Origin of the sequence: Crocosphaera sp., assembly GCF_030064895.1 — a bacterium.
GTDB lineage: Bacteria > Cyanobacteriota > Cyanobacteriia > Cyanobacteriales > Microcystaceae > Crocosphaera.
On sequence record NZ_JASJEB010000009.1, the window covers coordinates 21217 to 34829 of the forward strand.

Consider the following 13613-nt stretch of genomic DNA (forward strand, 5'->3'; position numbering starts at 1 on the left):
TCAAAAAATATGATTAATCCTCTAGAAATAAACTGTGATTCTTTACAAATGACAGATGAACAATTTTTTCAACTGTGTCAAGACAATCGTAATTTAAGGTTTGAAAGAAATAGCAATGGAGATATATTAATTATGCCACCAACTGGAGGAGAAACAAGCAACCGTAATATTGAAATTTCTTATCAAGTTCAAGCATGGAGTCGTCAAAATAAATTAGGAATAGCGTTTGATTCTTCTGGAGGGTTTACACTACCAAATAAGGCAGATAGGTCTCCTGATGCGTCTTGGATACCTCTAGAAAAGTGGAATGATTTAACATCAGAACAGCGTCAAAAATTCTTACCTTTATGTCCTGATTTTGTTGTTGAATTACGTTCTCCTAGTGATAGTTTAAAGACGTTACAAAACAAGATGAAAGAGTATTTAGAAAATGGCACAAAATTAGGATGGTTAATTAATCCAAAAACTAAACAAGTGGAGGTTTATAGACAAGGTAAAGATGTAGAAATATTAGATAATCCTAAAACTTTATCAGGGGAAGATATATTACCTGATTTTGTTTTAGATTTAGAATTAATTTGGTAGAATGAAATTAGAGCTTAATTATTGAGGTCAAAAAATATGATTAATCCTCTAGAAATAAACTGTAATTCTTTGCAAATGACAGACGAACAATTTTTTCAACTGTGTCAAGATAATCGAGATTTAAGGTTTGAAAGAAATAGCAATGGAGATATATTAATTATGCCACCAACTGGAGGAGAAACAAGTAACAAAAATAGTTCAATAAACTATCAACTTTACGCCTGGAATCTTCAAAATAAATTAGGTATTACCTTTGATTCATCTACAGGTTTTAAGTTACCAAATAAGGCAGATAGATCACCTGATGCGTCTTGGATACCTCTAGAAAAGTGGAATAATTTAACCCCTCAACAGCGTCAAAAGTTCTTACCTTTATGTCCTGATTTTGTCATTGAATTACGTTCTCCCAGTGATAGTTTAAAAACGTTACAAAATAAGATGAAAGAGTATCTAGAAAATGGCACAAAATTAGGCTGGTTAATTAGTCCAAAAACTAAACAAGTTGAAATTTATAGACAAGGAAAAGAAGTGGAAATATTAGATAATCCCAAAACATTATCCGGGGAAGATATATTACCTGATTTTGTTTTAGATTTAGAATTAATTTGGTAGAAAAAGTATTAATTTTTACAACAAAATATTGACATCATTAATAATTACTTAGGGGTTTAACACTGTTAAACCCATCTTGATATATTATGCTGCTAACAATAAACAAGCTTGAATATCTTCAGATTCTAAGTCAGGAAAATCAGCTAATATTTCTGATACTTCTACATTCAAAGCTAACATTTCTAAGATATCTGTTACCCTAATTCTCATACCACGAATACAAGGTTTTCCTCCACATTGTTGAGGGTTATAAGTAATTCTATTTAATAATTCTTGTTGTTGATTCATTGTCATATCTACCGTAGGGTGGGTTAGACGGGGATAATATCAATTATAACCAGTATTTAACTATCCGTCGTAACCCACCAATATACATAAATATCGCACGGGTTTAACACTGTGTTTTACCCATTCTCTAAGAATAACAATCTAGCTTAATCATAAAGGATTGGGCATAATATTATTATGCCCCTACAAGGTTTATAATTCAATTAAATATTTAAAATTGATATCAGTTACCATAGGGTGGGTTAGATGGGGATAATATCAATTATAACCAGTATTTAACTATCCGTCGTAACCCACCAATATACATAAATATCGTAGAGGTTTAACATTGTTAAAACCATGTCAGTAATTTATATAGTAGATAATAAATAATCTTGAAGATGTCTTGCTTCTCAGTTATAATACGTTAGGATAGAGTATCATTATCTGAATATTACTATGCTTAATAGTTTACTTGATTTTTTACGAGATCCAGCTTGGACAGCAATAGGAGTTATTTTTAGCTTGATATTTGGATTTATTGGATTTTATTATACAGCAAGAAATAAATTATGGCTGTATTTATCCATAATAGTTGCAGTATTTATTCTTGGTTTAGGGTTAGGAACTGGATGGGAAAATCAACCCCTTGTTTCTGCTTCTGAAGCTCCTTTAATTCCAGTAGATTCGACGAAAGGTTGGCAATCAACAGGTATTAATGTAAAGAAAGGAAATACAGTAATAATTAGTGTTAAAGGTGGAAGTTGGACTCTAGGGAGAAGATTAATAGATATTAAAAAATATCCAGATATTGATCAAGCATATATATCTACTCCTAATCTTGATGAATTATGGCATCAATTTTCTGAAAATACCGGAGAAGGATATGAGTCTTTAAACTGTGTAACTTTAGAATGTCCTGCTGCTCAAATCAAGGCAAAGTTAGGAAGTTTAATTGCGAAAATTTCTAATGAGAAAAATCCTAAACTTGACGAATTTTTTGAAGTTGGTAAAGAAACTAGATTCACATCACCTATAGATGGGATTTTATTATTAACAATGAATGATAGGGATAAAAATGATAATTCTGGAATACTTTTAACAAAAATAAATGTTGTCCCATAAGTTGAAGACTATATGAAAATTCTCTAGGATGAATAGGTTGTAAATATAAATCATTCATAATTAATAATTGAGAACTAATCTAAACACTATCTTATCTAGAATTATATTAATCTTGTTCTCTCTTTCATCTCAAAACCTTAAACGAATCTTAAAAAAATCAGAGCAAATATAAGAACATCCCGAAAAAACCGTTAAAATCAAAATCCTGTAGTATAACTTGTCTTAAGAAACACCATAGATCAAAAACTCTTAGTTTCGATAGCATGGGAAATAGAGGCCCGTTGATTCACCCAACCGTTAAATACTTGTCCCCCCATAGACACAGGTTCAACTAACACCTTCTAACCGAATCGATACCTTAACCATTCCTTAAGCTACGGTTGAGTTGCAGACTAAACCCACTTAAGCAACCTAGTTACCCTTAAATTTTGACTCGTATGGATGAGCGCAACATAATGAATATGACCCAAAATACCCATAACCAACCCAACGCAACCTATATGGGAATACCCTCCCTAGTTGAAGAAAGAGACGCTTGTGGGGTAGGATTTATAGCAGATGTGAAAGGTAAAGGCAGCCATAAACTGATCCAACAAACCTTAACTGCGTTAGACTGTATGGAACATAGAGGCGGTTGTAGCGCAGATAATGACTCAGGAGATGGATCGGGGATCATGACCGCTATTCCCCGTGAGTTATTAGCCTCCTGGTTTGCCGAAAAAGGCTTAACTATGCCTCCTGTGGAACAGTTAGGGGTGGGGATGGTATTCTTGCCTCAAGATAGCAGTAAAAAAGAAGAACAAAGATCCTACGTTGAAAGCGTTGTTAAGGGTGCAAACTTAACCGTTTTAGGATGGCGTGAAGTTCCTGTTAAACCTGAATTTTTGGGAGTTCAAGCAAAGGAAAACCAACCCCATATTGAACAAATAATGATCACGTCTCCTGAAGGGTTATCCGGGGATAAGTTAGATCGGGTTTTGTATATCGTGCGATCGCAGATCGGGAAACGGTTAGCGGATGATTTTTATATCTGTTCCTTTAGTTGTCGTACCATTGTTTATAAAGGGATGGTACGCAGTGAGGTATTAGGACAATTTTATCAAGATTTAACCGATCCTAACTATATTAGTCGCTTTGCTGTCTATCATCGTCGGTTTAGTACCAATACTATGCCGAAGTGGCCTTTAGCTCAACCAATGCGCTTATTGGGTCATAATGGAGAAATTAACACTCTTATCGGTAATATTAACTCCATGACCACCAGAGAAGTTAAATTAAATGCACCAGGGTGGAAAACAGAGGAACTAGAAGCATTAACCCCCGTTGTTAACACAGCAAACAGTGATTCCTATAACTTAGATAGTGCCTTAGAATTATTAGTAAGAACCGGTCGCAGTCCCTTAGAAGCGGCCATGATCTTAGTTCCCGAAGCTTACAAGAATCAGCCCGATCTCAAAAATTATCCCGAAATTACCGATTTTTATGACTATTATAGCGGTTTCCAAGAACCTTGGGACGGTCCAGCATTACTAGCATTTAGCGATGGTAAAATGGTAGGTGCTTGTTTAGACCGCAACGGTTTACGGCCTGCAAGATATTGTATAACCAAAGATGATTATGTAGTAGTTGGTTCAGAAGCAGGAGTTGTAGATATTCCTGAAGCAGATATTATCGAAAAAGGAAGACTTGGCCCCGGACAAACCATTGCAGTTGATTTAACTAGCCAAGAAGTGTTAAAAAATTGGCAGATTAAACAACGTATTGCTAAAACCCATCCTTACGGGGAATGGTTGCAAACCCATCGTCAACAACTAACCCCTCAAACCTTCTCAGATACCCTTCTCTTAAGCGACAAGCAACAACTCTTACAACAACAAACCGCTTTTGGTTACACCGCAGAAGACGTAGATATGATCGTGGTTCCCATGGCCACCCAAGGAAAAGAACCCACTTTCTGTATGGGAGATGATATTCCCTTAGCTGTGTTATCAGACAAACCCCATCTACTCTACGACTATTTTAAACAACGGTTTGCTCAAGTAACTAACCCTCCCATTGATCCTTTACGGGAAAGTTTAGTCATGTCGTTGAAGATGTTGTTAGGGGAAAAAGGAAACTTACTCGCTCCTAAAGCAGAAGACGCTAAACTACTACAAATAGAAAGTCCCGTTCTCAACGAAACCGAACTAGAACAGATCAAAAACTCAGATTTTAACGTTACCGAGTTATCCACCCTGTTCGATATTACAACAGGGCCAGAAGGGTTAAACACTGCTTTAGAGAGACTCTGTAATGAAGCAACCGCAGCAGTAGAAAACGGTTCAAAAATTCTCATTTTAAGCGATCGCCTTGTGGGAGTCACAAGTATTAATGAGACAACCAGTTATATTCCTCCCTTACTCGCAGTAGGAACCGTCCACCATCATTTAATTAAACAAGGGTTACGCTTAGAAACCTCCTTAGTGGTAGATACGGCCCAATGTTGGAGTACCCATCATTTTGCCTGTTTAGTCGGTTATGGGGCCTCTGCTGTTTGTCCTTATTTAACCCTAGAAACCATCCGTCAATGGTGGAATGACAGCAAAACTCAGAAGTTAATGGCCAACGGGAAACTAGCAACCATTACCTTAGATGAAGCATTAGGAAACTATCGTCACGCAGTAGAAGCAGGGTTATTAAAAATTCTCTCCAAAATGGGAATATCCCTCTTAGCATCCTATCATGGGGCCCAAATATTTGAAGCCATCGGCCTCGGTATGGAGTTAGTCAACATGGCCTTCAAAGGGACAACCAGTCGTGTTGGTGGTTTAAACATGGCAGAACTCTCTCAAGAGATAATCGCCGTTCATAGTCGCGCCTTCCCCAGTTTAACCGATAAAAAACTGAAAAACTTCGGCTTCATTAACTACCGTCCCGGGGGAGAATACCACATGAACTCCCCAGAAATGTCCAAATCTCTCCATAAAGCTGTTAAAGCCTATAAAATTGGACAAAATGGGGCAAATAAAGAGGCTTACGATCACTACGAGATGTATCAAAAATACCTCGAACAGCGTCCTATTACTGCCTTACGAGACCTCTTAACCTTCAAAAGTGATCAACCCTCTATCCCCGTCCAAGAAGTTGAACCAGTGGAAGACATAGTTAAACGCTTCTGTACCGGCGGAATGTCCTTGGGTGCATTATCAAGAGAGGCCCACGAAACCTTAGCGATCGCCATGAACCGCTTAGGGGCCAAGTCCAACTCAGGAGAAGGAGGAGAAGATCCCACCCGTTTTATTCGTCTCTCCGATGTAGATGCAGAAGGACATTCCCCCACATTCCCCCATCTTAAAGGTTTACGCAACGGTGACACTGCTAGTTCTGCCATTAAACAGATCGCTTCAGGACGCTTTGGAGTCACCCCCGAATACCTGATGAACGGTAAACAGTTAGAGATCAAAATGGCCCAAGGTGCAAAACCAGGAGAAGGCGGCCAGTTACCAGGCAAAAAAGTTAGTTCCTATATTGCCATGTTACGCCGTTCTAAAGCTGGTGTTACCCTCATTTCTCCCCCTCCTCACCACGATATCTACTCCATCGAAGACTTGGCCCAGTTAATCTTTGACTTGCATCAAATTAACCCTAGTGCTAAGGTATCCGTTAAATTAGTCGCAGAGATCGGCATCGGAACCATCGCTGCTGGTGTGGCCAAAGCTAACGCAGACATCATTCAAATATCTGGTCACGATGGTGGTACAGGTGCATCACCATTAAGTTCTATCAAACACGCTGGTTGTCCTTGGGAACTAGGTGTTACAGAAGTGCATCGGATGTTGATGGAGAATAAACTCCGCGATCGCGTTATTTTACGGGCTGATGGTGGCTTAAAAACTGGTTGGGACGTAATGATGGCCGCCTTGATGGGTGCAGAACAATATGGTTTCGGTTCCATTGCTATGATCGCCGAAGGATGTATTATGGCGCGTATCTGTCATACTAATAACTGTCCCGTTGGTGTTGCAACGCAACAAGAGAAGTTGCGTAAAAGGTTCACCGGAGTTCCTGAAAATGTAGTCAACTTCTTCTATTTTATTGCTGAGGAAGTCCGTTCAATTTTAGCAAAATTAGGCTATCGTTCCTTAGATGAGGTCATCGGACGCTCTGATCTGCTTAAAATGCGCTCACAACCCAATTTAACTAAAACTAACTCCCTTAACCTAGACTGTTTGTTGAACCTACCCGATGTGAAAAGCGATCGCAGTTGGTTAAACCACGAAGAAGTCCACAGCAACGGGCCGGTGTTAGACGATGAGTTGTTAGCTGATCCTGCCATTGCTTCGGCCATCAACACTCATGGAAGGGTAGCAAAAAATGTGAAAATTGTCAACACAGATCGCACAGTTGGGGCGCGTATTTCTGGAACATTAGCCAAAAAATACGGCAATACAGGCTTTTCTGGGGAATTAACCTTTAACTTTACCGGTGCTGCTGGTCAAAGCTTTGCCGCTTTCAACCTTCCTGGTATGATTATGCACCTAGAAGGAGAAGCAAACGACTATGTATGCAAAGGAATGCACGGAGGAGAGGTTGTCATCGTTCCCCCCAAACCTGCCACCTACGAAGCCGCAAATAACGTTATCGTCGGTAATACCTGCCTTTACGGGTCAACTGGCGGTGTATTATACGCCAATGGCCGCGCCGGTGAACGGTTTGGGGTGCGTAACTCTATGGGTAAAGCGGTTATTGAAGGTGCAGGGGATCACTGTTGTGAATACATGACCGGTGGTGTTATCGTTGTCCTTGGTTCCGTTGGCCGTAATGTTGGCGCAGGAATGACCGGAGGGATCGGTTATTTCTTGGATGAAGATTACAGTTTCCCCGAAAAAGTTAACCCCGAAATTGTTGATATTCAACATATTTGTACGGAAGCAGGGGAAGCACAATTAAAAGGATTAATTGAGTCTCATTTTGAACGCACTGGCAGTAAAAAAGCCGAACATATCCTCAATAACTGGGGAGAATATGTGAGCAAATTCTGGCAAGTAGTTCCCCCATCTGAGGCAAACAGTCCTGAAACGAACCCTAACCCCGTTATGATTGAAGAAAAGACCTTAACCCCTGTTAAATAATTAACTCGTAAGGTGGGTATTGCCCACCTTACTTGTTTATAACGAGAACTAAAATTATGGGAACAATTGAATACAAAAAAACCTTTTTCAAAGTAGCTGATTTTGTCTCTTGGCAAAAAGATGAAGCATTAATTTTATCCCCTAAATTTCAACGTAGATCAGTATGGAAACCTGGAACTAAATCTTATCTAATTGATACAATTGTTAGAGGTTTACCAATTCCTATTATTTTTTTAAGGGATCTTCCTATTGATCTTGAAACTTTACGGCCAAAACGTGAAGTAGTTGATGGACAACAAAGATTAAGAACTGTTTTGAGTTTTGTTGCACCTCAATCTTTACCAGACTATAATTCTCAACAAGATTATTTTACTATACAAAAAAATCATAACAAAGAAATAGCAAAAAAAACCTTTCAAGAACTCGATGATGAAATTAAGCGAGAGATTTTAGAGTATGAGTTCAGTGTTCATATTCTCTCTCCAAGAATGGATGATAGAGAAGTTATTGACATATTTCGTAGAATGAATTCAACCTATTATCAGTTAAATAAACAGGAAATAAGAAACTCTCAATATTTTGGAGAATTTAAAACCCTTGCTTATAAACTTGCATTAGAATGTTTCTGGTATTGGAAAAACTGGAAAGTTTTTACAGATGATGATATTGCACGAATGAAAGAAGTAAAACTAACATCAGAACTTATTATGATGATGTTAGATGGTGAATTAATGGGTAGCAATGATAAGACGATAGACAATTATTATAAAAAATATGATGATTCCATACCTCATAAAAATAGAATATATAATAAATTTCATAAGACTATGGAAGTTATTGATAAGAATTTTAGGGATTTTTTGCCATTTTCAAAGTTTCGTGAACAAACCAAAATCTATATTTTCTTTGCTGTAATTTATGATTTAGTTTTTGGACTAAATAGTATAAAAAACTCCGAATCTGATGACAAGCAAAAAATTTCTGAAGCAGTTGTACAAAGAATAAAAATAGCTAATGACAAGGTAAAAAATAAACAGCTAATTTATTCTAATTCTAAAGTTCAAGAAGTATTTGATGCTCGACGACAAAATATTAAGGAGAGAAAAATAATGTTTGATTATTTGATTCATTTTGTTAAAGACTCTGATTAAAGTTATGCAAGAAAACGCGGAAATACTATTGAATGAATTTAGAGCCAGGGTAGAAAAGAAAGAATTAACAAGAACAAAAATAGAAAACTTATTTGTTGATAATAGTCTAGATGAAAGTGATGTTCTAACTGTTTATGATGGTCTATTTTTAGGTTTATTCACTGATTTTGAACAATTACTGGAAGAATTATTCTGGGGATTACTTGAAGGAAAAATTACGATTAATGGATACCAAATTAACAAAATTCGTAAAGTTACAATTTCTCCACAATCAGAAATTAATGCAGTTATAGCAATAGACAGGCTAGTTAGGACACATAAATTATATTTTAAGGGAACAGGGAACAGGGAACAGGGAACAGAAAAATGTCCTAATAGCTTTGGCGACTGCTATATTTTGGGAGGACAAAGATATCTTGACTGGTTGCCTTATGACAACACAATAAAACGAGCAAAAATTTTTTTCCATAATGGTATTCCTTTTGATAATCTTGACGACGATCAAAAAACTTATTTAGGACGTTATCATAAAATTAGAAATGCGATCGCTCATAAAAGTCCTAAATCGCAAGCAGATTTTAATAAAATCATTCAAAACCTCCCCTTATTACCTTCACAAAAAAGTCCAGCAGGATATTTAAGAAGCAAACCAAGGGGACAACAAACCCAATATGAAATTGCATCTGCTCAACTAATACAAATTGCTTTAAATTTATGTAGAATTAATGTGTAATACTTAAGTGGTTTAATATTAGGATGTTGATAAGGATTTTTAGACAGTTGATCAAAACAACGATTTAATCGAGACGCTAAAGACTGATCAGCTTGTTGATAAAATCGCTGTGCTTTACGAGTTAAGATTAAATCATACATTGCGACGAATAGCCTTAAATGAGACTAAATCTTCTGTTGCTGCTTGTTCTTCTGCTTCTTTTAAATCATTTTCAAAACCAACAATATTTAATAATTCTTCCGTTGCTTCATTATCTTCTCTTTCTACTAAATAAGACAAAGAATCAGCAGCAACTAACAGTTTTTCTTCTGATAGTTGATTAATATAGGATTCAACTTGCTCACGAATTCCTAAATCACTCATAAATAAAGCATAATGGATTTTGATAAGATTATATCATACATTTTTAAATGCGATCTCGAAGAGATCCGCTTTGCGGCGCGCTAATTTTGTAGGTTGGGTTAATAAAAGGAAACCCAACATAACCCTTACTGATAAACTCGACCATGAGATGCTATTAATAGGTATTTTTCAACAATATGGTATAAGATATGAATATGATATTGATTATCTTTTATCAATGTAACCGATGAGATTAGTTATTCTTTCTTTATGCACATTATTTCTCGTAAAGCATTACATCAATTCTGGGAGAAATATCCTGATAGTAAAAATAGCTTGACTCGTTGGTTTAAACTCATTAAATCTGCAAATTTTAAAAACTTTGAAGAATTGCGTTATATTTTTCCCAGTGCTGATTTAGTTAATGACTGAGTTGTGTTTAACATTGGGGGTAATAAATATCGTTTAATTACTTCAATTCACTTTAATCGTCAGAAAGTTTATATTCGTTACATATTGACTCATTCAGAATACGACAAAGACAAATGGAAAACATAACAATCCTCTCCCCAGATATTAACACCCATTGGCAGGCTATTGCCCCTATTCTAATAATTCGTAATGAAGAAGAATATAATCAAGCTGTTGAAAGATTAAATGCTTTAATTGATGAAATTGGCACGAATGAAGAACATCCCCTTTATAATTTATTAGAGACTCTGGGAACATTAATTGAAGTATATGAATCAGAAAATTACCCTATACCTGATTGTAGTGGTAGTGAAATATTAGCTTATTTAATGCAGGAAAATGGGTTAACTGTATTAGATTTACCCGAAATTGGTACACCTGAAATAATAGAAAGGATTTTAAGTAAAAATAAAACCTTAACTTTTGCTCAAATTCAACAGTTAGCAGAACGTTTTAATGTAAATTATCAAGTATTTATGAGTTCAACAAACTCTTAGGCTAATGCACTGCCCACCTTACGTTAGAATAAGAATTCTATTATAATTAATAATTATATAATTTGAATAGAATCGAGATAAGGCGATATGGAAACAATAAAAAAAATCACGTCAAACTTATACGAAACTGATTACTTGCAATGGATAGAAAGCAACTTAGAAAAATTACGACAGAAAAACTATCAAGAAGTAGATTGGGAGAATTTATTAGAGGAAATTGAAGACATGGGTAAACGTGAAAGGAGAGCCTTAGAAAGCAATTTAATTGTCCTTTTGCTTCACCTACTAAAATGGCAATATCAACCTGAAAAACGTACAGGAAGTTGGGAGAGAAGTATTCTTGAACATCGACGACGTATCAAAAAAGCCTTAAAAGAATCCCCTAGTTTAAAGCCCTACCTTAGCACTATTATTGATGAAAGTTACAGCGAAGCTATCAAACAAGCTAAAGCAGAAACTCAATTACCTCTAGACACTTTTCCGCAACAATGTCCTTACCCATTAATCTCCATTCTCGATGAGCAATTTTTTGAGTAAATGCGATCGCTGACTAAATTTAGGTATGTTAAAAAATAAAATAAGGAGAAACAGAGAAGCTTAACTCTGTCATCTGTTTCCCCATCAATTAAAGTTTGGTGCCACATTCTGGGCAAAACTTGTTAGTTACAGGGCTATCAGTACCACAGTAACTACAACGGATTAATTCCGTCTTCACATTTGTCGATTTTAACTCAGGAAGTCCCAACATTTGGGCATTACTTTTTCCAGGAGCAACCATAGGATAACAATTTTCATCCCGTTTCACATGAACATCCATCAACACAGGACCATCATGAGCTAACATTTCGGCGATCGCACCAGCCAACTGAGAATGCTCTGTAACCGTTATACCTTTGATCCCGAAAGCCTTAGCCAACAGTTCAAAATCAGGCATTCCTGACTGCATATTAGACGAGGCGTAACGCTCACCGAAAAACGTTTCTTGCCATTGACGTACCATTCCCTGCCAACCGTTGTTAATAATCACGGTTTTCGCAGCAATACCATACTGAGATAAAGTAGCCAACTCTTGCAGATTCATCTGGAAACTAGCATCACCACTAATACAGATTACCTCTTCCTCTGGTAAAGCAACCTTAGCACCCATTGCTGCCGGCATCCCGTAACCCATTGTTCCTAAACCTGCGCTAGAAATCCAACGCCGGGGTCCATTATTTAAGAATTGAGCAGCCCACATTTGATGCTGTCCTACATCCGTTGTGTAGTAAGCGTTTGGGGCCTGACGACCAATTTCCACAATCACTTCTTGGGGGGAGATAGTATCGTCATAATGGGGTGCAACCAGGGGATATTGTTCGCGCCAACACTGAATCCGATGTAACCAAGCTCGAGTTTTCTCGGTATCCAGAGGAACATCTATTTCTCGCGATCGCTGTAATAATTGTTCGAGTACCTGACGCACATCCCCCACAATGGGAACATTCGGCATTCGGTTTTTCCCAACTTCCGCGGGATCGATATCCATATGGATCACCTTTGCACGGGAAGCAAACTCATCTAATTTTCCGGTTACGCGATCATCAAATCTCGCCCCCACAGCGATCAACAGATCGCACTCACTGACCGCAAAGTTAGCGTAAGCGGTTCCGTGCATTCCCAACATTCCTACCGATAGGGGATGATGTTCATCAAAGGAACCAAGTCCCATTAACGTCGTTGTTACGGGAATTTGGAAACGTTCAGCAAATTCTTCTATTTGCACGTGAGCATTAGCGGCGATCGCTCCACCACCGACGTACAGTAAAGGACGTTCTGAAGTTTCGATTAAAGATAAGGCCGCATTTATTTGACGGGGGTTTCCTTTGACCGTCGGATGATATCCAGGTAATTTAACCTGACCGGGTTCAACCGGGATATAGTCGCATTCTTCCAGTCCTACATCTTTCGGCACATCGATTAATACAGGGCCAGGCCGTCCGCTACTAGCGATATGGAAAGCTTCGGCCACGATATTAGCCATATCCTCGGCATGGCGTACCACGTAGGAATGTTTTACGATGGGGAGAGTAATACCAAAAATATCCGTTTCTTGGAAAGCATCGCTACCAATGGCGGCTCGTCCCACTTGTCCGGTTACCACCACCATCGGGATAGAATCCAGATGTGCTGTAGCGATCCCTGTGACGAGATTGGTTGCCCCAGGGCCGGAGGTACCGAAACAGACTCCCACTTTACCGGTAGCCCGAGCGTAACCATCGGCTGCATGGGACGCGCCTTGTTCGTGACGCACTAAGAAATGTTGAAGTTCTCCCCTGGCTTCGGCTCGGTATAATTCGTCATATATGGGGAGAATGGCTCCACCAGGGTAGCCAAAAATGTGTTTAACGCCGTGACGTACTAAGCTATCAATGAGGGCGTAGGCCCCTGTACAGCGTTGGGGTGTTTCTGCTAAGGATGAAGTTATTTTTTCTATTGAAGAAACCACAGGGCAAACCGCCTCACTTAATTTCTGTCTATATTTTCTATTTTAGTCGCGATCGCCGATCCTGCCTCAATCTATTTCGAGAAAGAAGTCAGAAACGGTGGACATTGTAGTTCAAGGGGGTTTTGAGGGTAATACAAAACAAGAATTAAAGGCGATACTGACAAGTTTTCTCTGAGTACCGCCTTTATTTTACCAATAATTAAGTTTTGCTCTTGTCACTAAATTCTCTAACTC

Annotated in this window: 11 protein-coding genes and 1 pseudogene; 9 read left to right on the top strand and 3 right to left on the bottom strand. The window is 37.9% G+C overall.

The window, feature by feature from the left end:
* Positions 1-9: 9 nt before the first annotated feature.
* Complete coding sequence (locus QNJ66_RS03980) at positions 10-585, top strand: Uma2 family endonuclease (protein WP_300503249.1); 576 nt, start codon at positions 10-12, stop codon at positions 583-585.
* Positions 586-621: 36 nt separating this feature from the next.
* A complete protein-coding gene (locus tag QNJ66_RS03985) occupies positions 622-1197 on the top strand; it encodes a Uma2 family endonuclease (protein WP_300503251.1) in 576 nt (191 codons plus the stop codon).
* Positions 1198-1281: 84 nt separating this feature from the next.
* Here QNJ66_RS03985 and QNJ66_RS03990 read toward each other — a convergent pair whose 3' ends face one another.
* Positions 1282-1485 carry a DUF433 domain-containing protein gene (locus QNJ66_RS03990; protein ID WP_300503344.1) on the bottom strand — a complete coding sequence of 68 codons (204 nt, stop codon included), beginning with the start codon at positions 1483-1485 and terminating at the stop codon, positions 1282-1284.
* Between the two features lie 438 nt (positions 1486-1923).
* Between QNJ66_RS03990 and QNJ66_RS03995 the strand changes: the two genes are divergently transcribed.
* The 4 genes from QNJ66_RS03995 to QNJ66_RS04010 all read left to right on the top strand — a co-directional run bounded on the left by QNJ66_RS03995 (position 1924) and on the right by QNJ66_RS04010 (position 9584).
* The gene (locus tag QNJ66_RS03995; protein WP_300503253.1) at positions 1924-2589 is read left to right on the top strand and encodes a hypothetical protein; all 666 of its coding nucleotides are present in this window, start codon (positions 1924-1926) and stop codon (positions 2587-2589) included.
* Positions 2590-3050: 461 nt separating this feature from the next.
* Complete coding sequence (locus QNJ66_RS04000; RefSeq protein ID WP_300503345.1) at positions 3051-7700, top strand: glutamate synthase-related protein; 4650 nt, start codon at positions 3051-3053, stop codon at positions 7698-7700.
* 56 nt (positions 7701-7756) lie between these two features.
* Complete coding sequence (locus QNJ66_RS04005) at positions 7757-8851, top strand: DUF262 domain-containing protein (RefSeq protein WP_300503255.1); 1095 nt, start codon at positions 7757-7759, stop codon at positions 8849-8851.
* Positions 8852-8855: 4 nt separating this feature from the next.
* Positions 8856-9584, top strand: coding sequence for a hypothetical protein (locus QNJ66_RS04010; RefSeq protein WP_300503257.1), 729 nt, complete (start codon positions 8856-8858; stop codon positions 9582-9584).
* A gap of 132 nt (positions 9585-9716) precedes the next feature.
* Here the strand turns inward: QNJ66_RS04010 and QNJ66_RS04015 are convergent, their stop codons facing one another.
* Entirely contained in the window at positions 9717-9947 is a 231-nt protein-coding gene (locus QNJ66_RS04015) for a hypothetical protein (protein WP_300503259.1), read from the bottom strand.
* A gap of 249 nt (positions 9948-10196) precedes the next feature.
* Between QNJ66_RS04015 and QNJ66_RS04020 the strand changes: the two are divergent.
* The 3 genes and pseudogenes from QNJ66_RS04020 to QNJ66_RS04030 all read left to right on the top strand — a co-directional run bounded on the left by QNJ66_RS04020 (position 10197) and on the right by QNJ66_RS04030 (position 11431).
* A pseudogene (locus QNJ66_RS04020) lies at positions 10197-10484 on the top strand (type II toxin-antitoxin system HigB family toxin).
* Positions 10472-10894 (top strand): transcriptional regulator, encoded by a 423-nt coding sequence (locus QNJ66_RS04025; protein ID WP_300503261.1) that lies wholly within the window; start codon positions 10472-10474, stop codon positions 10892-10894. The pseudogene QNJ66_RS04020 and the gene QNJ66_RS04025 overlap by 13 nt, the downstream one beginning before the upstream one ends.
* Before the next feature lie 87 nt (positions 10895-10981).
* Positions 10982-11431, top strand: coding sequence for a DUF29 domain-containing protein (locus QNJ66_RS04030; RefSeq protein ID WP_300503262.1), 450 nt, complete (start codon positions 10982-10984; stop codon positions 11429-11431).
* 88 nt (positions 11432-11519) lie between these two features.
* On the opposite strand, the gene ilvB is transcribed toward QNJ66_RS04030, so the two are convergent.
* A complete protein-coding gene (gene ilvB / locus QNJ66_RS04035; RefSeq protein WP_300503264.1) occupies positions 11520-13379 on the bottom strand; it encodes a biosynthetic-type acetolactate synthase large subunit in 1860 nt (619 codons plus the stop codon).
* Positions 13380-13613: the final 234 nt, after the last annotated feature.

Coding starts and splice junctions, on each gene's coding strand:
- QNJ66_RS04025 (WP_300503261.1), top strand. CDS start 10,472: ATGGAAAACATAACAATCCTCTCCCCAGATATTAACACCCATTGGCAG.
- QNJ66_RS04010 (WP_300503257.1), top strand. CDS start 8,856: ATGCAAGAAAACGCGGAAATACTATTGAATGAATTTAGAGCCAGGGTA.
- QNJ66_RS04005 (WP_300503255.1), top strand. CDS start 7,757: ATGGGAACAATTGAATACAAAAAAACCTTTTTCAAAGTAGCTGATTTT.
- QNJ66_RS03995 (WP_300503253.1), top strand. CDS start 1,924: ATGCTTAATAGTTTACTTGATTTTTTACGAGATCCAGCTTGGACAGCA.
- QNJ66_RS03990 (WP_300503344.1), bottom strand. CDS start 1,485: ATGAATCAACAACAAGAATTATTAAATAGAATTACTTATAACCCTCAA.
- QNJ66_RS04000 (WP_300503345.1), top strand. CDS start 3,051: ATGACCCAAAATACCCATAACCAACCCAACGCAACCTATATGGGAATA.
- QNJ66_RS04030 (WP_300503262.1), top strand. CDS start 10,982: ATGGAAACAATAAAAAAAATCACGTCAAACTTATACGAAACTGATTAC.
- QNJ66_RS03980 (WP_300503249.1), top strand. CDS start 10: ATGATTAATCCTCTAGAAATAAACTGTGATTCTTTACAAATGACAGAT.
- QNJ66_RS03985 (WP_300503251.1), top strand. CDS start 622: ATGATTAATCCTCTAGAAATAAACTGTAATTCTTTGCAAATGACAGAC.
- QNJ66_RS04015 (WP_300503259.1), bottom strand. CDS start 9,947: ATGAGTGATTTAGGAATTCGTGAGCAAGTTGAATCCTATATTAATCAA.